The sequence below is a fragment of the Cellulomonas sp. ACRRI genome (genome assembly GCF_022346185.1).
GTDB lineage: Bacteria > Actinomycetota > Actinomycetes > Actinomycetales > Cellulomonadaceae > Cellulomonas.
In genome coordinates, this window is the sequence record NZ_JAKRMS010000027.1 from 1 (window position 1) to 25,780 (window position 25,780).

The following is a 25,780-nucleotide window of genomic DNA, read 5'->3' on the forward strand; positions in this document are numbered from 1 at the left end:
GGGGCCGCCCTCGTGAAGGAGCACCGGGATGTCACGGACCACCGCTGAACCCACCCCTGTCCCCGCCGCACCCGCCGCCGGGCTCGTCCCGCCCGACCCCGACGACCGCGGCTCCGCGCTGCACGCCCGGCAGGCCATGCGCCGCCTGCACCGCACCGAGCACCGCTGGGCCGCCGCGTTCGTCGCCGCGCCGGTGATCGGCTTCCTCGTCTTCACGCTGTACCCGCTGGGCTACGCGCTGTACGCGTCCCTGACCCGGTGGAACGGCCTGACGGCACCGCAGTTCATCGGCCTCGACAACTACGTGGCCCTGCTCGGCGACGAGTACTTCCGCAAGACCCTGTGGAACACCGCGTTCTACATGATCGGCATCCCGATCGGCCTGGTGCTGGCGCTGCTGCTCGCGATCGCCCTGAACCGCAAGATCCCCGGGCAGACCGCGTTCCGCACCATCTACTACGTGCCGGTCATCTCGTCGCTGGCGGCCATCGCGATCGTCTGGCAGTTCGCCTACAACGGCGACTTCGGCCTGGTGAACCAGGTGCTGTCCTGGTTCGGGATCGACGGCCCCGACTGGCTGCAGAACACCGCCACGGTGAAGCCCGCGATCATCCTCATGGCCGTCTGGAAGGGCCTCGGGTACTCGATGCTGCTGTACCTGGCGGCCATCCAGTCCGTGCCGCGCTCGCTGTACGAGGCCGCCTCGCTGGACGGCGCGAACGGCTACCACCGGTTCCGGTGGATCACGCTGCCGATGGTGCGCCCCGTGACGTTCTTCCTCGTCGTCACCAACGTGATCGCGGGATCGCAGATCTTCACCGAGATCAACATCATGACGCCGACCGGCGGGCCCGAGTTCAGCTCCGCGTCGATCGTCTACTACATCGTCCGCAAGGCGTTCAAGTACCAGCAGATGGGCTACGCCACGGCGATGGCCGTCGTGCTCGGGCTGATCGTCCTCGTCGTCACCCTCATCCAGTTCCGCCTCAACCGGCGCAACGCGTTCAGCATCGACTGAAGGGGCTCCGAGCACACATGAGTCGCAAGACGCCGATGGGCACCACCGCGCAGAACCGCGTGGTCAACACGATCCTGTTCGTCGTGCTCGCGCTGGGCGCGGTCGTGATGATCGCGCCGCTGCTGTGGATGGCCACCACCGCCCTCAAGACCAAGGCCGAGGTGTTCGCGCTGCCGCCGGTCTGGATCCCGGAGTCCCCGCAGTGGGACACGTTCGTGCGGATGTGGACCGAGGCACCGATCCTGTCCGGCTTCAAGAACAGCATCATCGTCGCGGGCACCGTGACGGTCGTCGGGTCGATCACCTCGTCGCTCGCCGCGTTCGCGCTGGCGAAGATGCGGCTGCCGTTCAAGAACGCGATCTTCCTCGGCCTGCTCACCGGGCTGATGATCCCGTTCCCGACCCTGATGATCCCGCAGTTCGTGATGTTCTCGAAGATCGGCTGGGTCGACACCCTGCTGCCGCTGATCGTGCCGCTGCTGTTCGGCAACATCGTGATGATCTTCTTCCTGCGGCAGTACCTGTCGAGCGTGCCGGACTCGATGGTCGAGGCCGCGAAGATCGACGGCGCGTCCTACCTGCAGGTGTTCCGGAAGATGATCTTCCCGCTCATCCGCCCGGCCATCGCGGCGCAGTTCATCCTCTGGTTCATGACGATCTGGAACGACTACCTCGCGCCGATCCTCTACCTGAACACCGAGTCGAAGCAGACGCTGCAGGTGGTCATCGCCAACCTGAACGTCGAGTACGCCACCCAGCGGGACTACCCGCTGATCATGGCGGCGTCGTTCGTGGCGCTGCTGCCGATCCTCGTCGTCTTCCTGATCTTCCAGCGGCAGATCATCGAGTCGGTGGCGCTGACGGGGGCCAAGGGATGACGCTCGCCGAGCCGGCCGCGGCGGCGGGCGCCGCGCTCGACGCGGCCGCGGCGTGGGGCGGGCGGCACGCGCACGACCCGACCGCGGTGCGCGACGACGACGGCACCTACTGGCTGTTCTCCACCGACGCGTCCGGCGACGGACCGCTGCCCCGCGCGGGGGTCCAGGTGCGCCGGTCCGAGGACCTCGTGACGTGGACCTTCCAGGGCTGGGCGCTGGACGGCGTGCCCGCGGACGCGGCCGCCTGGTCGGGCGCCGAGGGGCTGTGGGCGCCCGACGTCGTGCGGGTGCCGGACACCGTCGCGGTGCCGGACGCCGAGCGGTGGCGGATGTACTACTCGGCGTCGACCTTCGGCTCGCGCACCTCCGCGATCGGGCTCGCGACGGCCCCGCACCCCGCCGGTCCCTGGACGGACCGCGGGCTCGTCGTCACCAGCAGGCACGACGTCGACGGGCCGAACGCGATCGACGCGAACGCCGTGGTCGACGCCGACGGGCGGCACTGGCTGGTCTACGGGTCGTTCTTCGGCGGCATCCACGCCCTCGGGATCGACCCGGCGACGGGCTTCGTGCTCGGCTCGGGCGGGCGCCCGCGACCCGGCCCGGGACTGCTGCTCGCGCGACGGCCGCACGCGGTCGAGGCCGCGGTCGAGGGGGCGTTCGTGCTGCCCCGGCCGGGCGGCGGGTACGCGCTGCTCACGTCGTTCGACTCGCTGTTCGGCACCTACCACCTCCGCGTCGTCGCCGGGCCGTCGGTCACCGGGCCGTACGCGGACGTCCGCGGGCGGTCCGCGACCGACCTGGCGGCCGACCCCGCGGGCAGCACCGTGCTGGCCGGGCACCGGCTGGCGGGCGGCCGCGGCTGGCTGGCCCCCGGCCACGCGTCCGTGCTGACCGAGCCGCTGCCCGGCGGCGGCACGCGGCAGCTGCTCGTGCACCACGTGCGGGACGCCGACGACCCCACCCGGCACGAGGTGCAGGTCCGGCGGCTCGCCTGGACCGCCGGCGGGTGGCCGCTGGTCTCCCCGCAGCCGTGGGCCGGACCGGGCCGGGAGCTGGACGACGAGGCGGCGTGGCCGGCCTCGGTCGCCGAGCTCGCCGGGACGTGGGAGGTCGTGACCTTCGCGCGCGGGGACGCGTTCGCCGCGTCGGCGCTGCGGGCGGTGGACGCGGACGGGCCGCCCGGGGCCGTCGCGCTGGGGCGGGGCCGGTTCACGTGGGACGGCGCCGGGCCGTCGGCGCGTGCGGGCGCCGTCGAGGCGGTGGTGTTCCCGGCGTGGGACGCGGTGCGCGGTCGGGCGACGCTCGCCGGCGCGGCGCTGGACACCGGCACCGGGGTCGTCACGGTCGCGACGCTCGTGGGGCCGGCGCGGTGAGCGCGGGTCCCGTGAGCGCGGGCCCCGTGGGCGCAGGCCCCGTGGGCGCGGGCCCGGTGGGCGTCGGCGCGGAGGCCCGGCGGCGGGTGCTCGTGCACGAGGGCGGCGAGGACGTCGGCGGCTGGGCCGGTGCGGTCATGCGCTGGCTGCGCGCCGCCGCCCGGCTGGTGGCGGTGAACGTCCTCGCCGTGCTCGGCACCCTGCTCGGCGGGGTCGTGCTGGGCGTGCTGCCCGCGCTCGCCGCGGCGGCGACGGTGCTCGGCGCCGTCGCCGCGGGCCAGCCGCCCGAGTCGGTCGGGCGCGCGTTCTGGGCGGAGTACCGGGCCGGCTTCCGGCGGGCGAACCGGCTCGGCTGGCCGCTGCTGGTGGTCGGCGCGCTGCTCGCCGCGGACGCGCTCGCGCTGCCGGTCCTCGCGTCCGCGACCGGGTCGACCGGCCCGGCCGCCGTCGCCGCGGCGGGGCTGCTGGCGCTCGGGGCGGGCCTGCTCGTCGTCGGCGCGTGGTTCCTCGCGGTGCTGCGCCGGTACGACGAGCCGTTCGGCCGCACCTGGCGGTTCCTGCTGCTGGCGCCACCGGCGTCACCCGGGACCGCCCTGGCGGTGCTGGTGACGGTGGGCGCGCTGACGTTCGCGGGCTGGCACCTCACCGTGCTCGTCCCGCTGCTCGGGGTGTCCGGCGCCGTGCTGCTCACCGGCGTGCTGGTCGACCGGCGCCTGGACGCGATCGACGCGACGACGGGGGCCTGACCCCGGGGGAGCCCACCCGCTCGAGTGGAAGGTCTGGCCGGACACGCCCGGGGTGTGTCCGGCCAGACCTTCCACTCGACGCCGGGGGCCGACGCCGCGACCGGTCGACGGGCGGGGTGCGGCGCGGTCGGCGAGCATGAGGCGTGCCCTCCGACCTGCACGCCAGCACCCCCGCGACCCCCGCGACGCCCACCGCGCCGGGGTCCCCGCCCGCCCGCGGGCGGTGGCTCGTCGCCACGACCGAGTACGCCGGGCTCACCCCGTACACCGGCGGCATCGGGCGGCACTACGCCTCCCTGCTCCCCGCGCTGGTGCGCCAGGGCGCGGCGGTCGACCTGCTCGTCCTGGCAGGCGGCGACCTGCTGTCGGACGCCGACCTCGGCGGGGTCCGGCTGGTCGGTCACGTCCGCCCGCCGCGCGCCCGGGTCCCCGCGCTGCTCGCCCGCGCCGCCGCCGTCCGGCGGGCGTACCGGGCCGGCGCCCACGACCGGGTGTTCCTCCCCGAGTGGGCCGCGCTCGGGGTGGCCCTGCCCGCCGGTGCCCCGCTGCTGACGAACCTGGCGACGAGCACCCGGCTGGCGAACGAGGTCGCCGGCTTCACGCCCCGGTCGTTCGGCGTGCGCGGCGGGGCGGTGGTGGCGGTGCAGAGCCGGCTCGAGGACCGGCAGGTGCGACGGTCGGCGGGGCTGGTGCCGATCTCCGGGGCGATGCAGCGGTGGACCGAGCGCGCGTTCCCGGTGCTGCCGCCCGCCCGGGTCGTGCGCAACTGCATCGACGTGGACCACGTGCGCCGCGCCGCCGGGTCGGCCGGGCTCCCCGCGGGCTGGCCCGACGACGGCGCGCCGGTGGTGCTGTTCCTCGGGCGGCTGGAGCGGCGCAAGGGGGTCACGGACGCGTTCGCGGCGTTCGCGGAGGTCGCCCGCCGGCACCCCACGGCGCGGCTGGTGCTCGCCGGGGCGAGCGGCGACCGCCGGTTCGAGCCCGACCGGCCCGCCCTGCTCCGCCTGCTGCCCCCGGAGGCGCGGGACCGGGTCACCTGGCTCGGGCACGTGGACGACGACACCCTGTACCGGGCCGTCCGCGAGGCGGCCGTGACGACCTGCCCGTCCCGGTGGGAGGGGTTCGGCAACGCCGCGCTGGAGGCGAAGGCGCTCGGCGGCGCGGTCGTCGTCACCACCGGCAGCGGCTACGACGACTTCTGCACCGACGGCGACGACAGCCTGATGGTGCCGCCCGCCGACCCGGCGGCGCTGGCCGAGGCGGTGCTGCGACTGCTGGACGACCCCGTGCTCGCGGCGACGCTCGGCGCCCGCGCGGCGGCGGGCGCGGGGCGGTGGACGGCGGACCCGGTGGCGGCCGACCTGCTGGACGCGGCGGACGCCCTCCTGGGCCCGCCCGGCGCCGGCGCCGCCCGCGCCGCCGGGCGCACCGCCGGGCGCACCGCCGAGTGAGCAGTCGACACGTCGAGCGTGCAACCCGCGGATGCACGCTCGACGTGTCGGCTGCCCGGTCGGCGCGCCCGCCGCGGCGGGGGTGGCTCAGGCGCGGTGCCAGGCCGTCCCGTCCCAGCGCACGGCGCCCGCCTCCGCGAACGCCCGCAGCCAGCCCTCCATCGGCCACCGCCCCCACCGCCGCGCGAACCGCGCCCCGTTGCGCAGCACGTCGTCGAGGTGCTGCCAGGGCGGGCTGCTCGTCGGGTGGTGCTGGTGGTACGCGTGCGCCCCGCCGACCCACGCGAGCGGCACCCCGGCGTGCCGCAGGGCGTACCCGAAGTCGGTGTCCTCGCCGCCGTAGCCCTCGTAGGCCTCGTCGAACCGGGGCCCGTCCGCCCAGCGGCGCGCGGTCAGGGCGAACGACAGCGACCAGAACAGGTCGTACTCGTCGTCGCCCGCGATCTGCACGACGCCGTCCGGGGGCGCGGGCCGCGCCGGGTGCGGGCGGGTGGCGGCCGCGAGCGCCGCCGGGTCGTCGACCGCCGCGCCGGGCGGGAGGTAGGTGACCGGACCGCACAGCACGGCCGCGGGGTGCGCGGCCGCGGCCGCGGCGTACCGGTCGAGCAGGCCGCGGCCCGGCACGCAGTCGGCGTCGAGCAGCACCAGGAGGTCGGCCCCGAGCGCCACCGCCCGGTCGGCGCCCGCGTTCCGCGCCGCCGCCAGCCGCAGCCCGTGCGGGCCGGGCGGCACCCGGAGCACCTCGTCGGCGTCGAGCGCCGGTGGCTCGTCGCCGCCGACCCAGACGACCACGGCCAGCGTCGCCGGGTCGCGCCGGACCGCCGCGAGCTGCCGCCGCAGGTGGCCGACCCGGGGCTCGGAGCAGAGCGTCACGACGGCGCGCCCGCCCGTCACGACCGGCCCCCGCGCCGCGCGACGTCCACGATCGCATCGGCCGCCCGCGCCGCCGCCCCCGCGGTGCCCCAGACCGACCAGTCGGGCTCCAGCGCCTCCGCCCGGTCCAGGACCTCGGGCCACCGGTCCGGCTCCGGCCACACGGGCTCGACGACGGCCAGCCCGGCCCGGCCGAGCGCGCGGGCGGTGACGGCCTGCTCGTCGAACGGCCGGTCCTGCGGCACGACCACGGCCCGGGCCCCGGCGACGGCGAGGTCGGCCACGGAGTTCTGCCCGGCGAACGACACCACGGTCTGCGCGGCGGTCAGCTCGCGCCAGGGGTCGTCCGACCACGCCGCGCCCGCACCGAGCGCGGTCCACCGCCGTCCGGGGGTCGCGCGCGCCGCGGCGTCGACGTGCTCCGCGGTGACCCCCGAGCCGCCGCGACCGCCGAGCACCAGCACTCCCTCGCGGGCCGCGCCCGGCGTCTCCCGCCCGTCGAACCGGCTGATCCCGCCCGTGAACACCACCCGGTCCCGCACCGGCTCCAGGTGCGCGGCGGGCAGGACGTCGGCGGGCCACGGGGCCAGCACCCGGGCGGCGGCGCGCAGGCCGAGCGCGTGCGGCCCGTCGTCCCGCAGCCCCGGCTGCGCCACGAGCACCGGCGGGACGCCGAGCAGCCGTGCGAACACGGTGACCTCGACCGACACGTCGACGACGATCGTCGCGGCGGCCCGGGCGTCCAGCTCGCGGGCGATCCGCGCGAGCCGGCCGCGGTGGCCCGGGTGCAGCAGCGGGGCCCAGTGCAGCAGGCCGCCGGCGGCGGGGTCGGCGGCGGCGGGCGGGCGGCCGGACGGGTCGGGGTCGTCGTCGCGGTCGAGCCGCACCCAGTCGACGTGCGCGGGGAGGCCGGCGGGCTCCGGCAGCGTGCTCAGCGCGACGACGTCCGCGTCCAGGTGCGGGGCCACGGCGCGCAGCCGGCCGAGGTGCCCCGACCCGTGGTGGTGCACGTACCAGGCGACCGTCGGCCGGCTCACGCGATCAGCTCCGCGCCGGTGGCGTGCTCGGCGACCAGCGCGCGGAACACCCGCTCGAGGGCGTCGACCCGCGCGTCCAGGCCGTAGTGCCGGCGCGCGGACGCGCGCACCCGGGCCCGGAACCCCGGCTCCGCGGCCGCGCGCGCGGCCAGCCGGTCCGCGGCGGCCGCGAGCGCCGCCACGTCGCCGCGCGGGACGGCGGACATCCCGGTCGCGGTGCGTGCGATCTCCCGGATGCCGCCCGCGCCGAACGCCGCCACGGGCGTCCCGCACATCAGCGCCTCCGGGCCCACGAGGCCGAACGGCTCCTCCCAGGCGGGCGTCCCGAGGGCGCAGGCGCTGCGGCCGATCAGGTGGGCGAGCTCCGGCTGGTCCAGCAGACCGACGTACCGGACGCCGTCGCCGACGTGCGGCAGCACGTGCCGCTCGGCGTACTCGCGGTCCCCGATCCGGCCGGCGATCGTCAGCTCGCGGCCGAGCAGCCGCGCCGCCTCGATCGCCAGGTGCGGCGCCTTCTCCGGCACGAGCCGGCCGGACCAGACCAGACCGTCGCCGCCCGGGCCCGGCGGCCAGGCGGCCGCGTCGATGCCGTTGGGCAGCACCGTGGCGTCGACGACCGGGGCCCACTCGCGCCGGGTGTGCGCGCTGACCGCGAGGAACCGGGTGTGCCGGGCGTGCGCGGCCGCGTCGACCAGCTCCGGCTCCAGCGGCGTGTGCAGCGTGGACACCATCGGGACGCCGAGCGAGGCGGCCCGCCGCAGGGGCAGCCCGTGCAGGCAGTGGTTGGAGATGACGTCGTACCGCTCGGGCGCGCGGGCGATCACGTCGAGCGCCCGGCCCAGCGCCGGCACGGACCGCTCCCGGTAGGCGTCCGGGTAGTGCGAGTCGGTGGCGCGGGCGCCCTCCGGCCACTCCAGGGTGGGGAGGGCGAACTCGGCGGGTCCGCCGTCGAGGAAGTCGGAGCCGCGGACGGCGATCAGCGACACCTCGTGCCCGCGGGCCCGGAGCGTGCGGACCTCGTTCCACACGGCCGACTCCAGGCCGCCCGCGTGCGGCTGCCGGATCGGGAAGCGGAGGGGCGCGACGACGACGACGCGCAGCGGCGACCCGGTCACCGGGCGCCCCCCGCGAGCAGCGAGCGGTACAGGGCGGCGTGCTGCTCGGCGGCCGCCCGGTCCTCCGCGAGGCGCCGCGCGCGCCGGTCCCGGACGAGCGCCTCGCGAGCGGCCGTCCCGGGGCGGGTCGCGGCCGGGGAGCGCAGCAGGTCGCGCAGCGCGGCGGCCAGGCCCGCGGCGTCGCCCACCGGGCCGGAGGTCGCGACCGAGCCGTCGGGGTGCTGCTGGTGGTAGTAGCCGACGGCGGGCGCGGCGACCGGGACGCCGAGGTCCCAGCACAGCTCCAGCCAGCCGGAGTGCGTGCCGTGCGCGTAGGGCAGCACGCACGCGTCGAGCCCGGCGAGCGCGGCGGCGAGGTCGCGGTCCGCCAGGCGGTCGTGCTCGACCAGCACCGCCGTGCCCGGGTCCGCCGCGGTGCACAGGGCGCGCACCTCGTCGCGCGCCGCCTCGTCCCGGACGCGCCGGTGCAGCCGGACCTCGGCCCGCACCGGCAGGCCCGCCGCGCGCAGATCGGTCACGGCGGCCAGCAGCGCGCGGGTGGCCGCGGGGGCGTCGACGTTCGGGCGGAGGTCCTTCAGGTGCAGGCCGACGACACGCTCGGCACCCGCCGGGGCCGCGGCGGACGACGCGGCGGGCAGCTCGCCCAGCAGCCGCGGGTGGGGCACGACCAGCGCGTCCCGCCCCCAGCGCTCCCGGATCTCCGCCGCCGCGCCCGGGGTCAGCGTGACGAGCGCGTCGGCGCCGGGCACGAGCACGTCGAGCTGGGCGCGGTACCCCGCCTGGTCGACCAGCTGCGGGTGCGCCAGGTCGTGCACGGTGAGCACGACCGGCCAGCCCGCCGCGCGCGCCGCGTCCAGCGTGCGGGCCAGGTGCGCCGGCTCGAACGACTCGGTGCCGAAGTGCACGTGCAGCAGGTCCGCCTCGGCGGCGTGCGCCGCGATCCACGCGGGGTCCAGCACCACCGGCGGCCACCAGCGCCCCGGCTCGGCCCCCGGCGGCGTCGGGTCCGGCAGCACCGCCAGGCCCGCGGCGTCGGTGACCCGGGCGACGTAGGGGTGGGCGGCGGGCACCGAGGCGACCCGCAGCGTGCGGCTCGTGGACCGCGACGCGCCCGCGGTCGGTGCCATGAGCTGCGACATGCGGTCCTCTCGTTCAGGCGGACGTGCCGCCCGGTCCCCGAGCAGCGCGGCATCGCGGTGGTGAGGGGAGTCTCGCGCGGTTGCCGCCTCTCCGCGACTCGACCACGATTGCCGCGATGACCAGGACCGACACCCCCGTGCTCCTCCTCACGGGGCCGCCGCGGCACGGCGTCGCCCGGTACGCGGCCGACCTCGCGGCGCACGTGCGCGCGCTCGACGACGGCGCGCGGGTGCTGCGGGTCGACGACCCCGGGGACCTGCCCGACGCCGCCGCCGGCGTCGGGCGCGCGCACCTGCACGTGACGGACCGGCTGCTCGGCGCCTCGCCGGACGCCGCGGCGGACCTGGTGGAGCGGCTGGCCGCCGCGTGCCGCCTCACCGTCACCCTGCACGACGTGCCGCAGGAGTCGGACGGCGCACGCAACCTGCCGCGGCGGGCGGCGGCGTACGCACGCGTGGCCGCGGCCGCGGCCGGCGTCGCGGTGAACAGCCGGCACGAGGCGCTGCTGCTGGCGGAGCACGGGGTGCTGCCCGCCGGGCGCGCGCACGTCGTGCCGCTGGGGGCCGCGGTGCCGGACGGCGCCGCGGCGCCGGTGGGCCCGGACGCGGTGCCGGGCGCCGCACCCGGCTCGCCCCTGGTCGCGCTCGTCGCCGGCTTCCTCTACCCGGGCAAGGGCCACGACGACGTCGTGCGCGCCGCGGCCGACGCCGCCGACCTGCTGCGCGCCGCCGGCACCCCGCCCGGCGAGGTCGCGGTGGTCGCGGTCGGCGGCCCGTCCCCCGGCCACGAGGACGAGGTCGACCGCCTGCGCGCCGACGCCGAGGCGCGCGGGGTCGCGCTCCGGGTGACCGGCGGGCTGGACGACCAGGCGTTCCGCACCGCCCTGTCCGGCCCGGGCGTCCCGGTCGCCGCGCACCGGCACCTGTCGGCGTCCCGCACGCTGCTCGACTGGGGCGAGGCGGGACGGCGGCCGCTCGTCGTCGACTCGCGGTACGCCCGCGAGATGGCGGCGCTGCGACCCGGCACGCTCGCGCTGTACCCGGCGGCGGACCTGCCCGCGCGCCTGGCCCGGGCGTGGGCCGACCCCGCGGCCACGACGCTCCGGCCGGGTGCGTCGCTGGCGCCCACCCTGGCGGACGCCGCCGCGGCGTACCGCGCCTGGTGGGCCGCGGGCGCGCGGCCGACCGGGGCCGCCGCGTGACCCCGCAGCCCGGGCGCGCCCGCCCCGGCGGCGCGGGCGCCCACCCCGGCCGGCCGCTGCCCGGCAACCGCTGGGACCTGCTCGACGGCGTCCTGCCGGACGCCCCGCCGTCGGTGTCGGTCGTGGTCGTGCACTACGACCAGCAGGCCGAGCTCGACCGCACGCTGCGCGCCCTCGCGCGGCAGGACCACCCGGCGGACCGCACGGAGGTCGTCGTCGTCGACGACGGGTCGCCGGTCCCGCCGCGCGTCCCGGACGGCGTCCGGCTGCTCCGCCAGGAGGACCGCGGGTTCCGGGTCGCCGCCGCGCGCAACCTCGGCGCCGCCGCCGCGACCCACGACGTGCTGGTGTTCCTGGACGCCGACACCGCGCCGGAGCCCGGCTACCTCCGCGCGATCTCCCGGCTGCCGGCGCTCGCACCCGACTGCGTCGCGGTCGGCCGCCGCCGGCACGCCGACCTCGCCGGGACGCCCGTGGACGCGCCCGTCGAGCGGCTCGGCCCCGAGCACGCGCTGCCCGAGCCCGCCTGGCTGGCCGACGGCTACCGGCGCAGCCGGGACCTGCTCGACGCCGACGACCGCTCCTACCGGTACGTGATCGGCGCCGTCGCCGCGTGCAGCCGGGCGCTGTTCGCCGAGGTGGGCGGGTTCGACGAGGGCTTCTCGTCCTACGGCGGCGAGGACTGGGAGTGGGCGTACCGGGCGTGGCTCGCCGGGGCGGTGCTCGCGCACGTCCCGGAGGCGGTCGCCTGGCACGACGGGCCCGACTGGTCCGGCCGGGACGCGGCGTCGCGGGCCGCGAAGAACGCCGAGGCGCTCCGGCTCGCCGACCTCGTGCCGGTGCCGGGGTCGCGGCCGCGCGGGCTGCCGTCCGGCCGGGCCGACGTGCTGGTGCACCCGCCGGGCGGGGACGGGGTGTCGGCGGCGCAGCGGTTCGTGAGCGTGGACTCGGTGCTCGCCGGCCTCCCCGGGGCGGTCGCGGCACCCGACGCGGGCCCGGACGGGGGCGGGGGCGCCGCTCCCGACGGGGGCGGCGCCCCGGGCGCCCGGGCGGCGGACGACCCCCGGTACGACCGCGTCCGCCTCGACGTCCTCCTCGACCGCCCGCTGCGCGCCGACCCGGTCGCGGGCGCGGGCCCGGTCGCGGGCGCAGGCCCGGTCGCCGCCGCCGTCGAGCGGGTGGCCGCCGAGGGCCTGGGCGAGCTCGCCCTGCTCGGCGCCGACGGCGCCCCGCTGCTCCGGGTCGTCTCCCGCCGGGCCCGGACCCGCGAGCGCCGCTGGGGCCGCGACGACCTGTTCCCGCGCGCCACGGCCCGGGCCGAGGGCCTCACCCCGCTCCTGGACGAGCCGGACCTGGAGGCCTATCTCGGGGGCTGGTGACCCGTCCCCCGCACCCCGAGTGGAAGGTCTGGCCGGACACGCCGGGGGTGTGTCCGGCCAGACCTTCCACTCGGCCCCGTGCCCCGGCCGGCCCGCGCGGGGCGGTCAGCGCGCGGTGTCGACCGCCGCGGCGAGCCGCTCGGCGTGCGCCGCCGCCACGACCGCCCCGCGCTCGGTCGCCGGGAACCGGGCCAGCACGGCCGCGAGCGTCCCCGCGTCCTCGTTCGCCCCGAACGCCTCGGCGTGCGGCTGCAGCGCCACCGTGTCGGCCAGCGACCCGGCCGGCACCGGGTCGAAGCCCAGCGCGTCCACGAACGCCGCCACCTCGGCCGCGGCCGCCGCGTCGTCCGCCGCGACCGCGATCGCCCGCCGACCGGGCGTGCCCGCGGGCAGCGGCCCCTCGTCGAGGTCGTGGTAGCCCATGTGGTTGAACGCCTTGACGACGCGCGCGCCGGGCAGCGCCCGGGCCACCAGCACGCTGGTGGCGACGGCGGGGTCGGCGAGGTCGGGGCGCTCGCCGTCCGTCTCCCACCAGTAGTTCATCGCGTCGACGACGACGCGTCCGGCCAGCAGGCCGCCGACCCGCTCGACGACCTGCGGCAGCCGGCCCAGCGGGAGCGCGAGCACCACGAGGTCGGCCCGAGCGGCCTCGGCGGCGTCCACGGCGCGGGCGCCGGGCACCAGCACCTCGACGATCAGCCGGATGCGGTCGGGGTCGCCCGAGCCGGCGACGGTCACGTCGTACCCGGCCGCCACGGCGAGGCGGGCGAGCACGGTGCCGACCTTGCCCGCGCCGAGGATCCCGACCGTGCGCGCGGTCACGCGGTGCCCCCCGCGACCAGGTCCCGCACCATCGGCGCGACGCGGCTGCCGAACAGCTCGACGGCCCGCAGCCGGTCGCTCACCCGCAGCGGCCCGCCGGTGTAGACCAGGTCGAACCGGCTGACGTCCAGGCTCGACACCGTCCGCGCGATCTTTCGGGCGACCGTCTCCGGCGACCCCACGTACAGCGAGCCGTGCGCCACCTCGGCGTCGAACTCCGCGCGGCGCAGCGGCGGCCAGCCGCGGTCCGCACCGATCGCGTCGCGCATCTGCTTGTACGGCCCGTAGTAGGCCTCGAGCGCGGCCTCGTCGGTCTCGGCGACCAGGCCGTGCGAGTGCACGCCGATCCGGCCCTCGGGGGTGCCCAGCTGGGCGGTGGCCCGCCGGTACAGGTCGACGTACGGGCGGAACCGGTCGGGCTCGCCGCCGATGATCGCGAGCATGAGCGGCAGGCCGTAGTGCGCGGCGCGGACCACCGACTGCGGCGACCCGCCGACGCCCACCCAGGTCTCCAGGCCGCCCGCCGTCTTCGGGTAGACGTCGGCCGCCTCCAGCGGGGCGCGGGTCGTGCCCGACCACGTCACGGGCTGCTCGCGCAGCAGCTGGGAGAACAGCTCGATCTTCTCCTCGAACAGGACCTCGTAGTCCTGCAGGTCGAAGCCGAACAGCGGGAACGACTCGGTGAACGACCCGCGCCCGAGCATCACCTGCGCGCGCCCGCCGGACAGCGCGTCGACGGTGGCGAACCGCTGGAACACCCGGACGGGGTCGTCGGAGCTGAGCACGGTGACGCCGGAGGCGAGCCGGATGCGCTCGGTGCGGGTGGCGATGCCGGCGAGCACCGTCTCCGGGGACGACAGGGCGAAGTCGGGGCGGTGGTGCTCGCCGAGCGCGATGACGTCCAGCCCGACCTGGTCGGCGAGCACGGCCTCGTCGACCACGCGGCGGATCGCCTCCGGGTGGGTGAGCAGGCGCCCGGTGGCGTCGTCGGTCGGCAGGTCGCCGAAGGTGTCCAGGCCGAGCTGCAGGGCGGTCATGACGGGGTCCTCCCGGGTCGTTCGTCGGCACCCATCGTGCGCGGCATCCGTTGAACAATCAACTACCGCGGCGGATTCCGGCCCGGCCCGGCCCCGCGGGCACCCGTCAGGCCAGCACCGTGCGCGCCGGCGCCGCGGACCGGACCGCCGCCCCCACCGTCGACTCCCGCGCCACCACCTCGAAGTCCGTGATCACCTCGACGTGCTCCGGCGGGGCCGTGCCGGCGACCCGCGCGAGCAGCAGGTCCACCGCCGTCTGCGCGATCTGCTCCCGCCCCGGCGCCACGGATGACAGCGGCGGGGACGCGTACGCCGCGTCCTCGATGTCGTCGAAGCCGATGACGGCGACCTCCTCCGGCACCGCGACGCCGCGGGCGTGCAGCACGTGCAGGGCGCCGATCGCCAGGGCGTCGTTCAGGCCGAACACCGCGTCGATCTCGGTCCCCGCGTCCAGCATCCGCTCCATCGCCTCCGCGCCGGTCGACCGGTGCCACAGCCCCGCCTCGCCGAGCAGGGCGGGGTCGAGGGGCAGCCCCGCCTCCGCCAGCGCCTGCTCGTACCCGCGCTGGCGCAGGGCGGCGCTGCCGACCGTCTCCCCCGCGTGCGACCCGATCAGCGCGATCCGGCGCCGGCCGGTCTCGATCAGGTGCCGGGTCGCCGCGCGGGCCGCCTCGACGTTGCTCATCGTCACGTGGTCGGCGGGGCCGCCGAAGATCCGCTCGCCGAGCAGCACCATCGGGAAGTCGACCGCGAACGACGCGCGGTCCTCCGTCCCCAGCGCCAGTGGGGAGAAGATCAGCCCGTCCGTGAGGTGCCGGCGCTGGCCGTGCAGCACCTCGAGCTCGCGCTCCCGGCTGGCGTTCGTCTGCTCGATCAGCACGATGACGCCCCGGCGCTCGGCGGCCTGGATCACGGAGTCCGCGAGCTCGGCGAAGTACGGCAGGCTCAGCTCGGGGACCGCCAGGCCGATCATGCCGGTCCGGCCCTGGCGCAGGTTCCGGGCCGAGAGGTTCACCCGGTAGCCGAGCTGCTCGATCGCGGCCTCGACGCGCTCCTTGGTCCCCGGGCGGATGTACGGGTACCCGTTGATGACGTTCGAGACCGTCTTGATGGACACGCCGGCGATCGCCGCGACGTCCTGCATGGTCACGCCCGCCTGGCGCCGCTTGCCGGTCATCGACCCACCTCTCCCGCCACGTCCCGCGCTCCGCCCCGCCTGCCACGACGTGCCGCGCCGCGCCCCAGCGTAGGGGCGCGGCGCGGCACGCGGGTCACGCGACCGGGGTGGTCCCCGCCGTCACCGGCCGCCGAGCCCGGTGGTGGCGACCGCCTTGACGATCTGCCGCTGGAACAGCATGAACAGCAGGATCAGCGGCAGGGCGGCGATCACGGCCGAGGCCATGGTCTGGGCGTAGATCGTGCCGTAGGCGTTCTTCACCGTCGACAGGCCGACCGGGAGCGTCATCAGGTCGGGGTTGTTGGTGACGATGAACGGCCACAGGAAGTTGTTCCACGCGCCGATGAACACGAAGATCGCGACCGCCGACACGATGGGCCGGGAGATCGGCAGCACGATGGACCAGAAGGTCCGCCAGTGCCCCGCCCCGTCCACCCGCGCGGCGTCCTCGATCTCCTGGGGCACCTCCGCGAAGAACTTGCTGAAGATGTACACCATCACGGGGGCCACCAGCTGGGGCAGGATCACGCCCTGGTAGGTGTCGACGAAGCCCAGGGCCTCCATCTGCCGGAACAGCGGCACGATGAGGATCTGGCCGGGGACCGCGATCAGCGCGATGGTCGCCGCGAACAGCAGGTTCTTGCCGCGGAACCGGGTGCGGGCGAACCCGTAGCCGGCGAGCGCGCAGACCGCGACGGTGAGGATCGTGACCGACCCGGCGACGAGCAGGGTGTTCAGCATCCAGCGCGGCACCTCGCCGCGCTCGAACACCGTGCGGTAGTTCTCCAGCGTGAACCCGCCGTCGGGGAACCACTGCAGCGGGACGGACTGGGCCTGCGCCTCGGTCTTGAACGAGGTGTCGACCGCCCAGAACAGCGGGAGCAGCCAGCTCAGCGCCATGATCACCAGCAGCACGACGGACAGCACGGTCGCGGTGCGGCTGCGGCCCAGCACCAGGCTGCGGGTGCGGCGGTTCTCCTCGCGCCGCTCGGTGTAGGTGCGGCGCAGGCCGCCCGCCGTCCCTGTCGGGGCGGAGATCGTCTCAACGGCCACGGCCCTGCTCCTTCCGGCGAGCGGTGGTCAGCACCTGGAACACGACGGCGACCACGATGATGAGCGCGAAGTAGATGTACGACATGGCCGACGCGTAGCCCATGCGGTACCCGGTGAACCCGGTGTCGTAGATGTACTGCAGGATCGGGCGGGTGACGCCGTTCGGCCCGCTGCCGCCGTTGAAGGCGATGAACATCTGGTCGAACACCTTCAGCGACGCCAGGATCTGCAGGATCGTGACCAGCACGGTGGTCGCCCGGACCTGCGGCAGCGTGATGGACCACAGCCGGCGCCAGGCGCCCGCGCCGTCCAGGGCCGCGGCCTCGTACATCTGGTCCGGGATCGCCTGCAGCGCCGACAGGTACAGCAGGAAGTTGAAGCCGACCGTCCACCACAGGGTGAGCAGGGCCATCGACCACATGGCCACGTTCGGGTCCGTCAGCCAGCCGACCTTCTCCAGCCCCAGCCGGTCGAGCCAGTAGTTGAAGAAGCCGATCTCCGGCTGGTAGAGCCAGACCCAGATCTGCACGACGACCGCGACCGGCAGCATGTACGGCGCGAAGAACGCGAGCCGCCACAGCCACTGGCCGGGCAGGCCGGTGTAGACCAGCAGCGCCATGGCCAGCGCGATCACGACGAGCGGGATCGTGCTCATCAGCGTGAAGACCACGGTGTTGCCGAGGGTGGACCACATGGTCGCGTCGCCGAAGGCCTCGGCGTAGTTGTCGAGGCCGATCCAGCCGCCGTTGCCCATGAGGGACTGCTCGGTGAAGCTCAGGCCGAGGCCCCAGAGCGTCGGGACGACCAGGAACAGCACCGCGACGACGACGAACGGGATGACGAACGGCCAGCCGCTGCCCTCGCGGCGGCTGCGGCCGCGGCGCGGGGTGCGCGGGAGGTCGGGGGTGCGCGGGGGCGCGGCGGCCGCCTGCGACTGGGACGGGGTGGTGAGTGCGCTCATGGCTGCGGTCCCTCCGTCAGGCCGGCGGCTTGGTCTGCAGGGCGGCGTCGAGGCTGCCGATCAGCCGGTCCACGGCGGCCTCGGGGGACGACTTGTCGAGCCAGGCGCCCTGGAGCGCCTCGCCGACGCGCGCCTGGAAGTCCGACCCGGAGCCCGTGAACCAGGCCTGCGGGTCGAAGACGGCCTGGTCGCTCGCCGCCGCGTAGTGCGACTGCGGCACCTTGGCCTGGTACTCGGCCGACTCGGTGACCTCGCGGTTCGCGGGGATGTGCCCGCCGTCGGACCAGAGCAGCGACTTGTTGAGCATCGCCGCGACCGTCGCGTACGCCGCCTCGCGCCGCTCGGGGTCCAGGTTGACCTGGTGCGGCAGCACGAACACGTGCGAGTCGCCGTACGTCGCGGGCGTGCCGAAGATGTTCGGCATGGGCATGGCGTCCACGTCGACGCCCGCCGTCAGGAACGACTGCAGCTCCCAGTTGCCGTTGAAGCACATCCCGACGCGGCCGGTGGAGAAGTTCGCGACGGCCGACGGGTAGTCGGAGTTCGCGATCGCCACCGTGTCGTCGAGCCAGGACTGCACCCAGCTGACCGACTCGACCAGCGCGTCCCGGTCGACCTGCGCGGCCTCGCCCGGGTTGAGCACGACCTCGCTGCCGGTCTGCGCGTACAGGCCCCAGAGCATCCGGGACATCTGCGCGCCGTCGCCGGTGTACCCGTAGCCGACGCCCGCGTACCCGGTGACCTCCGCCATGGCGCGGCCGGCCTCGATGAAGCCGTCCGGCGAGTCGACGCCGACGAGCTTCCCGTCCGGACCCAGCAGCCCGGCCTGGTCGGCCAGCCCCCGGTCGAAGAACAGCAGGAAGGCGTGGAAGTCGAGCGGGACGGCCCAGAGCTTCCCGTCGATCGTGGCCCGGTCCCACAGCGCCGGCGGGAACATGTCCTGCGTGACGCCGTGCTCGGCGAGCAGGTCCAGGTCCCACGGGTCGAGGACCCCGCCCGGGACCCAGCCGGCCACCCGGGTCAGGTGCATGACCGCCAGGTCCGGCGCGCGGCCGCCCACCGAGGCCATGACGAGCTTGGTGTAGTACGGCGCGCCCCAGGTGAGGACCACCGGGTCGATCCCGATCGCCGGGTTCTCGTCCTGCACCTCGGTCATCATCTGCTGGAAGATGCCGCCGTCACCGCCGGTGAACAGGTGCCACAGCTGGATCCGGGTCTGCCCCGACGCCGCCGCGGCGTCGCCGCCGCACCCGCTCAGCGCCCAGGCCGCACCGAGGGCACCGGCCCCCGCCACGGCCCCCCGGAGCACGGACCGGCGGCTCAACGCCGCACGCTCCGGACCCCCGCGAGCTCCTGAGATCATCCTCGACCTCCCGCCTCCACGGGCGCGCACGGCACCCGTGGGTTTTCATCGTTGAAGAACCGCTCGGCAGTGAATCAGGACGGGACAAACCCCGTCAAGAGGTGACGATCCACCCAGGTGTGCCACGTGGCAACACGGCGCGCCGGTCGCGGGGGGGAAGCGGTTCACGAACTCCGGGGACGACGAGGGGCCCGGCACTCGGTGCCGGGCTCCTCGTCCACGTCGCCGCTCGCGCGGCGGCGGGTCACTTCTTGTTGCGACGCTGGTGGCGCGTCTTGCGCAGCAGCTTGCGGTGCTTCTTCTTCGCCATGCGCTTGCGGCGCTTCTTGATGACGGAGCCCATGGGGTCCTCGCTTCCTGTGGCGAGCGCTCGCAGCGCCCCGCCGGGTCGTGGTCGATCGACGCGCGGCACGACGAACGCCCACGCACGGGAAAGTCCGGCCCTACCTTACGCGATCGGCGAGGCCGTCCGCGACGCGCCGGTGCGCACCCACCCCGGGCGCGACGCGCGGTCGGGGACGATCAGGAGGACAGCCGGCCGGCGCGCGGGCCGTCCTCGCCCGCCTCGCCCTCGGCCTCCAGGTCCAGCCGGGCGGTCGCGAGGTAGTGGTCGAGCGCGTCCTGGGGCACCCGGAACGAGCGCCCGACGCGGACCGCGGGCATCTCGCCCGAGTGCAGCAGCCGGTACACCGTCATCTTCGAGACCCGCATGACCTCGGCGACCTCGGCGACGGTGAGGAACCGCACCCGCGGGGGCTGCTCGCTGGTCATGGCCGCTCTTCTCGCTCGTGCGCGCACGACCGGTGCGCGGGACTGGCTGCACACAGGTGCCGCGACGACACCTTAGAGCCTGCTGAGGCTGGTGTGAAAGGGGAGACGGGTGGGACCACCCGCCGGGGTGCATCCCCTCGCCCGCCACTCTCCCGCACCCCCTCGCACCGACGCCCGCCGAGGGGGTACGGGACACGTCGGGCGAGTAGTCGGCGACTGCTCGCCCGACGCGTCGGGTACCCCCTCGGCGACGGGAGGCGGGCGGGGCGGGGGGCGAGGGCGTCAGTCGTGGAGGGGGTCGAGGCCCAGGTGGGGGAAGGCCGCCGTGCGGGTCGCGCGGATCGCGCGGTCGACGTCGTCCGCCGGGTCGAAGCCGTCCGCCCAGGACCGCCACGCCAGGGTGGCGCCGTCGGACATGGAGCCCGGCGCCTCCCGGCCGTACAGCGCGACGACCTGGTCCAGCCACGCCTGCGGCATCCGGGTCGCCGGGTCGACCGGGGCGTGCGCCGCGACCCCGAGCAGGTGCGTCCAGGCCCGCGGCACGACGTCGACGACCGCGTACCCGCCGCCGCCGAGCGCCAGCCACCGCCCGCCGGCCACCTCGTGCGCGAGGTCGTGCAGCCAGGTCGACACCAGCCGCTGCGCGTCGACCGACACGTCCAGGTCGGCGATCGGGTCCTCGACGTGGGTGTCGCAGCCGTGCTGGGTGACGAGCACCTGCGGGGCGAACGCCCGGAGCACCGGCGGGACGACCGCGTCGACGGCGCGGAGCCACCCCGCGTCGCCGGTGTGCGACGGAAGCGCCAGGTTGACCGCGCCGCCGGGCGCGCCGCGGCCGCCGGTCTCGTCGGGGAAGCCGGTGCCGGGGAACAGCGTCGCGCCGCTCTCGTGCACGGACACGGTGAGCACCCGCGGGTCGTCCCAGAACGCCCGCTGGACCCCGTCGCCGTGGTGGGCGTCGACGTCGACGTACGCGACCCGCTCGGCGCCCGCGGCGAGCAGCGCGTGGATCGCCACCGCCGCGTCGTTGTACACGCAGAACCCGGCGGCGGCGCCGGGCATCGCGTGGTGCATCCCGCCGAACAGGTTGACCGCGTGGTCCGCGCGCCCCTCCCACACGGCGAGCGCGGCCTCGCGGCTGCCGGTGACGATCCGCGCCGCCGCCTCGTGCATGTGCGGGAACACCGGGTCGTCCTCGGTGCCGATGCCGCGGGCCGGGTCGCCGGCGCCGCCCGCGGACGCCCGCCGCACGGCCGCCACGTACTCCGGCTCGTGGACGGTCTCGAGCTCGGCGTCGGTCGCCGGCTCGGCGCCGACCACCTCGACGCCCGGCCGGTCCAGCAGCCCGAGCGCCCGCGCGAGCCGCACCGTCAGGTCGAGCCGGAGGGGCGCCATCGGGTGCCCCGGGCCGAAGTCGTAGTCGAGGAGCTCGGGCGTCCACACCACGCGCACCCGGGCCGTCATGCCCACACCGTAGCCGCTGACCAGCCGCACCCACCCGGTCGTGCCACAGTGGTGCCCCCGCGCGCTCGCACGCACGGGCGCACGCGGCGGCGACCTGCCCCGCGCGCGGGCGCGGTGCACGGCAGGAGGGTGGATGGCACGGGGCCTCCCCGGGGTGCTCTGGTCGGGGCGCGAGCTCGTCGACCGGCTGGCCCGCCAGTCCCCCGCCCGGCTGGCGCTGGGCGTGTTCGCCTCGGTGATCGCGGTGTTCACCGCGCTGCTGTCCATGCCGTGGGCGACCGCGTCCGGCGAGCGCGCGCCGTTCGTCGACGCGTTCTTCACCGCGACGTCGGCCGTGTGCGTCACCGGCCTGGTGACCGTGGACACCGGCACGTACTGGTCGACGGCCGGCCAGGTCACCATCCTCGTCGGCATCCAGATCGGCGGCCTGGGCGTCATGACCCTGGCGTCGATCCTCGGCCTCGCGGTGTCCCGGCGGATCGGCCTGACCCAGAAGCTGCTCGTCACCTCGGAGACCAAGACCACCCGGCTGGGCGAGGTCGGCTCCCTGGTGCGGACCGTCATCGTCACGTCGGTGGTGCTGGAGGTCGCGATCGCCCTGGTGCTGATCCCGCGCCTGCGGATGCTCGGCGACGCGTGGGGCGAGGCGGTCTGGCACGGGGTGTTCTACGCGGTGTCCGCGTTCAACAACGCGGGCTTCATCCCGACGACCGAGGGCCTGGCGCCCTACGCCGCCGACTGGTGGGTGCTGCTGCCGATCATCGTCGGCGTGTTCATCGGGTCGCTGGGCTTCCCGGTGATCCTCAACATCGCCCGCACCTGGCGCCGCCCCCGCCGGTGGAACCTGCACTCCAAGCTGACGTTGACCACCAGCGCGGCGCTCGTCGCGTTCGGCGCGGTCGTCGTCGCGGCGTTCGAGTGGACCAACCCGAGGACCCTCGGCGGCATCGGCTGGAACGAGACGCTGCTCGCCGCGCTGTTCGCCGGCGTGATGCCGCGGTCCGGCGGGTTCTCCACGGTGAACGTCGCCGACATGCACGAGGGCACCTGGCTGCTGAACGACGCGCTGATGTTCGTCGGCGGCGGCTCCGCGTCGACCGCCGGCGGGATCAAGGTGACGACGCTCGCGGTGATGCTGCTGGCCATCGTCGCGGAGGCCCGCGGCGACCGGGACGTCGAGGCGTACGGCCGCCGGATCCCGCGCGAGGCCCTGCAGGTCGCCATCGCGGTGTCGCTCGTCAGCGCGACGATCGTCCTCACCGCCTGCCTGTTGCTGCTCGCGATCACCGGGTTGACCCTGGACGTGATCCTGTTCGAGGTGATCTCGGCGTTCGCCACCTGCGGGCTGTCGACCGGGATCACCGCCGACCTGCCCGACGCCGGCAAGTACGTGCTCGCCGTGCTCATGTTCATCGGCCGGACCGGCACGATGACGCTCGCCGCGGCCCTCGCGCTGCGCAGCCGTCGTCGGGTCGTCCGGTTCCCCGAGGAGAGGCCGATCATTGGATGACCTGACCCGCACCGGTGCGACCGGCCTGGGGCCCCTGCCCGGCGACGAGCGCCGCGGCCGCCGCGGGGAGCGCGCCCCCGACGGCGCGCGCGCGAAGGGCCCCAAGCGCGAGGCCGGCATCCTCGTCATCGGCCTCGGCCGGTTCGGCTCGGCGATCGCCGCGACCCTGGACCGGCTCGGCCAGGACGTGCTCGCCGTCGAGCGCGACCCCGACCTGGTCGCGCAGTGGACCGGGCGCATCCCGCTGGTCGAGGCGGACGCCGCCAACCCCGAGGCGCTCGAGCAGGTCGGCGCGCGGGAGTTCTCCGTGGCCGTCGTGGGCGTGGGGTCGTACCTGGAGGCGTCGGTGCTCATCACCGGCAACCTGGTCGACATGGGCACGCCGCAGATCTGGGCCAAGGCGATCAGCACCGAGCACGCCCGCATCCTGCAGCGCATCGGCGCGCACCACGTGGTGCTGCCCGAGGCCGACGCCGGGTCCCGGGTCGCGCACCTGGTGTCCGGCAAGATGCTCGACTACATCGAGGTCGAGGACGGGTTCACCATCGTCAAGATGAGGCCGCCGCGCGAGACGCAGGGCTTCACGATCGGCCAGTCCAAGATCCGCGAGCGGTACGGGGTCACGGTCATCGGCGTGAAGAGCCCGGGCATCGACTTCGTGTACGCGACCCCGGACACCCGGATCGCGGCGAACGACCTGCTGATCGTCTCGGGGCACGCGGAGCTGCTCGAGCGGTTCGCGGCGCGCCCGTGACCCCGGCGCCGGGGTGGCGCGGCCCCGTCGGGCGCCCCGAGCCGGCGCCCGCCGGCCGTGCCGCCCCGGGCGACGCCGCACCCGCGCCGCGGGACAGCCGCGGACTGCTGCTCGCCGCGCTCCGCCGCGAGGACGGCCGGACCCAGGTCGAGCTGTGCCGGGCGACGGGCCTCGCACCGGCGACGGTCTCCGCCGCCGTCGCCGCGCTGGCCGCCGAGGGCCTGGTGCGGGTGTCCCCCACGACCCGGTCCGGGCGGCGGGCCACGCAGGTGCGGCTGGCGGCGGCGGGCGCGCTGGTCGGGGTGCACTGCTACCTCGACGAGGTCCGGGTGGTGCTCGACCGCGGCGACGGCACGCCGGTCGAGGCCGCGGTGCCGCTGCGCGCCGCGCCCGGCCCCGGGCAGCAGCCGGCCGAGCACGCCGTGCTCGCCGCCCGGGCGCTCCTGGACCGGGTGCTGCGGGAGACCGGCACCGACCCCGCGTCGGTCGCCGCGGTCGGCGTCGGCGTCCCGGCGCCGGTCGAGGTGCGGACCGGGCGCGTCGCGGGCGCGGGGGTGCGCGCCGGCTGGGGCGGCATGGTCGCGGCGCCCGCCCTGCTCGCGCCGGCGCCGGGGGTGCCGGTGCTGTTCGACAACGACGGCAACCTCGGCGCGCTGGCGGAGGCGCGGCTCGGCGCCGGGCGGGGGCGGTGGTCCGTCGTGCACGTCGCGCTCGGCGAGGGCGTGTCCGGCGGGGTCGTGGTGGGCGGGGAGGTGGTGCACGGGCGGACCGGCACCGCGGGCGAGCTCGGCCACCTGACGATCGACCCGGACGGGCCGGTGTGCTCGTGCGGCAACCGCGGCTGCCTGCAGGTGCTCGCGGGCGCCTCGGCGGTGCTGGGCCTGCTCGCCGCGAGCCACGGCCGGCTGACGGTGCCGGAGCTGCTCGCCCAGGCGGCGGCGGGGGACCCCGGGTGCCGGCGGGTGCTGTCCGACGTGGGGCGGCACCTCGGCACCGCGCTCGCCTCGGTGTGCACGGTGCTGGACCCCGACGTGCTCGTGGTCGGCGGGTCGCTGGCCGGGGCCGGGGACGTGCTGCTGGACCCGCTGCGCGAGGTGCTGGCCGAGCGGACCGCGGTGACCGCGGGCGCCGTGGTGGAGGTGGTCGCCGGGCGGCTGGGCGTCGGGGCGCCGGCCCGCGGGGCCCTGCTGCTGGCCCGGGACGCGGTGCTCGGGGGCGTCGGCGGCTGACCCGCGCGTCGGTCGCACGTGTGCGGGAGCACGTCCCCGGGGGCTCATCCCGGGGCGCGGGATGCCGATGTATCCGTGAGGACAGGAGCGTCGCGCAGACCCGCAGGAGGTGACCGGTGCCGACCCGCACGACCACCCCGTCGGTGCCGACCCCGCGCGAGCCCGCGGGCGACGGCTCCGCCGCCGTCGAGGTCCCCGTCGCCGGACCGCCGGCCCCGGCGCTGCCCGCGGGCGGCCCCGACGCGGGCCCCGGCCCGACCGTCGTCGTCGCGCCCCTCGACGCGTCGGCCCCCGCCGCCCGCAGCCTCGCGCAGCGCCTGGCCGCCCTGGAGCACGTCGGCGCGGTGCGCGGCGCGCCCGAGCCGCGGTTCGAGCGCGTGGTGCGCCTCGCCCGCCAGCTCTTCGACGTGCCCACCGCGACGGTGTCGCTCGTGGGCGCCGGCGAGCCCGCGCCCGCGCCGATGGTCGTACCCGCCGAGCTCGGCGGGACCCCGGTGCCGGCGGGCGCCGACGGCGGCGCGGTCCTCGAGGACCGCGGGCCGGACGCCCGGCTGCGGTTCTACGCCGAGCACCCGATGGTCGGCGCCGACGGCCGGCGGCTCGGCACCCTGTGCATCGCCGACACCCGTCCTCGCCGGTTCACCGCCGACCAGTCCGCGCTGCTCCGCGACCTCGCGCACTGGGTCGCCAAGGAGCTGAGCGTCGACGCGGAGCTGGAGCGCGCCCAGCAGGTGCAGATGGGCCTGCTCCCCCGCGAGTCCCCGCGGGTCGACGGCTACGAGCTGGCCGGCGCCTGCCTGCCCAGCAACCAGGTGGGCGGCGACTTCTACGACTGGTACCCCGCGGACGACGGGGTGGTGATCAGCCTCGCCGACGTCATGGGCAAGGGCCCCGCCGCCGCGATCCTGGCCGCCGCCGTGCGGGCCGTGCTGCGCGGGTCCGCGCAGGGCGAGGCGGTCGACCGCGCGATGCTCCAGGCGGGGGCCGTGCTGCACGCCGATCTGTCGGGCGCCGGGCTGTTCGCGACCGCGTTCCACGCCCGCCTGGAGGCCGCGACCGGCCGGGTCACCTACGCCGACGCGGGGCACGGCCTGACGCTCGTGGTGCGCGCCGACGGCACGTGGGAGCGGCTGGACGCGCTCGGCCTGCCCCTCGGGGTCACCGACGAGGCCACCCGCGCGCTCGGCGAGACGCACCTCGGGCCCGCGGACCTGCTGCTGACGTTCAGCGACGGGGTGCTCGACCTGTTCGACGGGTCGCTGCGCTGCGTCCCGCTGCTGGTGGGCGAGCTGCTCGACTGCCCGAGCGCCGAGGAGGCCGTGCAGCGCGTGCTGCGGCTGGCGGCGGTGAGCGAGGGCCGGCCGGACGACGTCACGGTCGTCGCGCTGCGCCGCGCGTCCTGACCGCGGCCCCACCGGGCGGTCG

Annotated in this window: 24 protein-coding genes; 11 read left to right on the forward strand and 13 right to left on the reverse strand. The window is 76.5% G+C overall.

The window, feature by feature from the left end:
- Window positions 1–28: 28 nt before the first annotated feature.
- The 5 genes from MHY85_RS07435 to MHY85_RS07455 all read left to right on the forward strand — a co-directional run bounded on the left by MHY85_RS07435 (window position 29) and on the right by MHY85_RS07455 (window position 5,469).
- Entirely contained in the window at window positions 29–1,018 is a 990-nt protein-coding gene (locus MHY85_RS07435) for a carbohydrate ABC transporter permease (RefSeq protein ID WP_239194998.1), read from the forward strand.
- Between the two features lie 17 nt (window positions 1,019–1,035).
- Window positions 1,036–1,896, forward strand: a complete 861-nt coding sequence (locus MHY85_RS07440) for a carbohydrate ABC transporter permease (protein WP_239195010.1) — start codon at window positions 1,036–1,038, stop codon at window positions 1,894–1,896.
- Window positions 1,893–3,272 carry an arabinan endo-1,5-alpha-L-arabinosidase gene (locus tag MHY85_RS07445; protein WP_239195012.1) on the forward strand — a complete coding sequence of 460 codons (1,380 nt, stop codon included), beginning with the start codon at window positions 1,893–1,895 and terminating at the stop codon, window positions 3,270–3,272. Before MHY85_RS07440 ends, MHY85_RS07445 begins: the two co-directional genes overlap by 4 nt.
- A 26-nt stretch (window positions 3,273–3,298) precedes the next feature.
- The gene (locus MHY85_RS07450) at window positions 3,299–4,018 is read left to right on the forward strand and encodes a YesL family protein (protein ID WP_239195014.1); all 720 of its coding nucleotides are present in this window, start codon (window positions 3,299–3,301) and stop codon (window positions 4,016–4,018) included.
- 143 nt (window positions 4,019–4,161) lie between these two features.
- Window positions 4,162–5,469: a glycosyltransferase family 4 protein gene (locus MHY85_RS07455; RefSeq protein WP_239195016.1), complete on the forward strand. Its 1,308-nt coding sequence runs from the start codon at window positions 4,162–4,164 to the stop codon at window positions 5,467–5,469.
- A gap of 87 nt (window positions 5,470–5,556) precedes the next feature.
- Here the strand turns inward: MHY85_RS07455 and MHY85_RS07460 are convergent, their stop codons facing one another.
- Genes MHY85_RS07460 through MHY85_RS07475 form a run of 4 tightly spaced genes read right to left on the reverse strand, consistent with a single transcriptional unit; the run spans window position 5,557 to window position 9,633 of the window.
- Entirely contained in the window at window positions 5,557–6,363 is an 807-nt protein-coding gene (locus MHY85_RS07460) for a glycosyltransferase family 2 protein (RefSeq protein WP_239195018.1), read from the reverse strand.
- Window positions 6,360–7,379, reverse strand: coding sequence for a glycosyltransferase (locus tag MHY85_RS07465; RefSeq protein ID WP_239195020.1), 1,020 nt, complete (start codon window positions 7,377–7,379; stop codon window positions 6,360–6,362). The genes MHY85_RS07460 and MHY85_RS07465 overlap by 4 nt, the downstream gene beginning before the upstream one ends.
- The gene (locus MHY85_RS07470) at window positions 7,376–8,494 is read right to left on the reverse strand and encodes a glycosyltransferase (protein WP_239195022.1); all 1,119 of its coding nucleotides are present in this window, start codon (window positions 8,492–8,494) and stop codon (window positions 7,376–7,378) included. The genes MHY85_RS07465 and MHY85_RS07470 overlap by 4 nt, the downstream gene beginning before the upstream one ends.
- Entirely contained in the window at window positions 8,491–9,633 is a 1,143-nt protein-coding gene (locus tag MHY85_RS07475) for a glycosyltransferase (protein WP_239195024.1), read from the reverse strand. The genes MHY85_RS07470 and MHY85_RS07475 overlap by 4 nt, the downstream gene beginning before the upstream one ends.
- A gap of 116 nt (window positions 9,634–9,749) precedes the next feature.
- Here MHY85_RS07475 and MHY85_RS07480 point away from each other — a divergent pair, with 116 nt between their 5' ends.
- Together MHY85_RS07480 and MHY85_RS07485 are read left to right on the forward strand one after the other, a co-directional pair.
- Window positions 9,750–10,835, forward strand: a complete 1,086-nt coding sequence (locus MHY85_RS07480; protein WP_239195026.1) for a hypothetical protein — start codon at window positions 9,750–9,752, stop codon at window positions 10,833–10,835.
- A complete protein-coding gene (locus MHY85_RS07485; RefSeq protein ID WP_239195028.1) occupies window positions 10,832–12,214 on the forward strand; it encodes a glycosyltransferase family 2 protein in 1,383 nt (460 codons plus the stop codon). Before MHY85_RS07480 ends, MHY85_RS07485 begins: the two co-directional genes overlap by 4 nt.
- Window positions 12,215–12,319: 105 nt before the next feature.
- Here MHY85_RS07485 and MHY85_RS07490 read toward each other — a convergent pair whose 3' ends face one another.
- From MHY85_RS07490 to MHY85_RS07530, 9 genes are all read right to left on the reverse strand, one after another.
- A complete protein-coding gene (locus MHY85_RS07490) occupies window positions 12,320–13,036 on the reverse strand; it encodes an NADPH-dependent F420 reductase (RefSeq protein ID WP_239195030.1) in 717 nt (238 codons plus the stop codon).
- Window positions 13,033–14,073, reverse strand: a complete 1,041-nt coding sequence (locus MHY85_RS07495) for an LLM class flavin-dependent oxidoreductase (RefSeq protein WP_239195032.1) — start codon at window positions 14,071–14,073, stop codon at window positions 13,033–13,035. Before MHY85_RS07495 ends, MHY85_RS07490 begins: the two co-directional genes overlap by 4 nt.
- Window positions 14,074–14,179: 106 nt before the next feature.
- Window positions 14,180–15,250: a LacI family DNA-binding transcriptional regulator gene (locus MHY85_RS07500; RefSeq protein ID WP_239195034.1), complete on the reverse strand. Its 1,071-nt coding sequence runs from the start codon at window positions 15,248–15,250 to the stop codon at window positions 14,180–14,182.
- A gap of 120 nt (window positions 15,251–15,370) precedes the next feature.
- Window positions 15,371–16,303, reverse strand: a complete 933-nt coding sequence (locus MHY85_RS07505; RefSeq protein WP_239195036.1) for a carbohydrate ABC transporter permease — start codon at window positions 16,301–16,303, stop codon at window positions 15,371–15,373.
- On the reverse strand, window positions 16,293–17,264 hold the full coding sequence (locus MHY85_RS07510; RefSeq protein ID WP_239195038.1) for a carbohydrate ABC transporter permease: 972 nt from the start codon (window positions 17,262–17,264) through the stop codon (window positions 16,293–16,295). Before MHY85_RS07510 ends, MHY85_RS07505 begins: the two co-directional genes overlap by 11 nt.
- A gap of 16 nt (window positions 17,265–17,280) precedes the next feature.
- Window positions 17,281–18,588 carry an extracellular solute-binding protein gene (locus tag MHY85_RS07515; RefSeq protein WP_239195040.1) on the reverse strand — a complete coding sequence of 436 codons (1,308 nt, stop codon included), beginning with the start codon at window positions 18,586–18,588 and terminating at the stop codon, window positions 17,281–17,283.
- Between the two features lie 283 nt (window positions 18,589–18,871).
- A complete protein-coding gene (locus tag MHY85_RS07520; protein WP_003792170.1) occupies window positions 18,872–18,970 on the reverse strand; it encodes a 30S ribosomal protein bS22 in 99 nt (32 codons plus the stop codon).
- Window positions 18,971–19,149: 179 nt separating this feature from the next.
- A complete protein-coding gene (locus tag MHY85_RS07525) occupies window positions 19,150–19,398 on the reverse strand; it encodes a helix-turn-helix domain-containing protein (protein WP_158374694.1) in 249 nt (82 codons plus the stop codon).
- A 282-nt stretch (window positions 19,399–19,680) separates the two neighbouring features.
- Window positions 19,681–20,862, reverse strand: coding sequence for an acetoin utilization protein AcuC (locus tag MHY85_RS07530; protein WP_239195042.1), 1,182 nt, complete (start codon window positions 20,860–20,862; stop codon window positions 19,681–19,683).
- 133 nt (window positions 20,863–20,995) lie between these two features.
- On the opposite strand from MHY85_RS07530, the gene MHY85_RS07535 reads away from it, so the two are divergent.
- The 4 genes from MHY85_RS07535 to MHY85_RS07550 all read left to right on the forward strand — a co-directional run bounded on the left by MHY85_RS07535 (window position 20,996) and on the right by MHY85_RS07550 (window position 25,758).
- The gene (locus MHY85_RS07535; protein WP_239195044.1) at window positions 20,996–22,372 is read left to right on the forward strand and encodes a TrkH family potassium uptake protein; all 1,377 of its coding nucleotides are present in this window, start codon (window positions 20,996–20,998) and stop codon (window positions 22,370–22,372) included.
- Between the two features lie 118 nt (window positions 22,373–22,490).
- Window positions 22,491–23,126: a TrkA family potassium uptake protein gene (locus MHY85_RS07540; RefSeq protein ID WP_239195070.1), complete on the forward strand. Its 636-nt coding sequence runs from the start codon at window positions 22,491–22,493 to the stop codon at window positions 23,124–23,126.
- Entirely contained in the window at window positions 23,123–24,355 is a 1,233-nt protein-coding gene (locus tag MHY85_RS07545) for an ROK family protein (RefSeq protein WP_239195045.1), read from the forward strand. The genes MHY85_RS07540 and MHY85_RS07545 overlap by 4 nt, the downstream gene beginning before the upstream one ends.
- Before the next feature lie 116 nt (window positions 24,356–24,471).
- Complete coding sequence (locus MHY85_RS07550; protein ID WP_239195047.1) at window positions 24,472–25,758, forward strand: PP2C family protein-serine/threonine phosphatase; 1,287 nt, start codon at window positions 24,472–24,474, stop codon at window positions 25,756–25,758.
- Window positions 25,759–25,780 lie beyond the last annotated feature (22 nt).

Coding starts and splice junctions, on each gene's coding strand:
- MHY85_RS07435 (WP_239194998.1), top strand. CDS start 29: ATGTCACGGACCACCGCTGAACCCACCCCTGTCCCCGCCGCACCCGCC.
- MHY85_RS07440 (WP_239195010.1), top strand. CDS start 1,036: ATGAGTCGCAAGACGCCGATGGGCACCACCGCGCAGAACCGCGTGGTC.
- MHY85_RS07445 (WP_239195012.1), top strand. CDS start 1,893: ATGACGCTCGCCGAGCCGGCCGCGGCGGCGGGCGCCGCGCTCGACGCG.
- MHY85_RS07475 (WP_239195024.1), bottom strand. CDS start 9,633: ATGTCGCAGCTCATGGCACCGACCGCGGGCGCGTCGCGGTCCACGAGC.
- MHY85_RS07480 (WP_239195026.1), top strand. CDS start 9,750: ATGACCAGGACCGACACCCCCGTGCTCCTCCTCACGGGGCCGCCGCGG.
- MHY85_RS07495 (WP_239195032.1), bottom strand. CDS start 14,073: ATGACCGCCCTGCAGCTCGGCCTGGACACCTTCGGCGACCTGCCGACC.
- MHY85_RS07500 (WP_239195034.1), bottom strand. CDS start 15,250: ATGACCGGCAAGCGGCGCCAGGCGGGCGTGACCATGCAGGACGTCGCG.
- MHY85_RS07510 (WP_239195038.1), bottom strand. CDS start 17,264: ATGAGCGCACTCACCACCCCGTCCCAGTCGCAGGCGGCCGCCGCGCCC.
- MHY85_RS07520 (WP_003792170.1), bottom strand. CDS start 18,970: ATGGGCTCCGTCATCAAGAAGCGCCGCAAGCGCATGGCGAAGAAGAAG.
- MHY85_RS07525 (WP_158374694.1), bottom strand. CDS start 19,398: ATGACCAGCGAGCAGCCCCCGCGGGTGCGGTTCCTCACCGTCGCCGAG.
- MHY85_RS07530 (WP_239195042.1), bottom strand. CDS start 20,862: ATGACGGCCCGGGTGCGCGTGGTGTGGACGCCCGAGCTCCTCGACTAC.
- MHY85_RS07535 (WP_239195044.1), top strand. CDS start 20,996: ATGGCACGGGGCCTCCCCGGGGTGCTCTGGTCGGGGCGCGAGCTCGTC.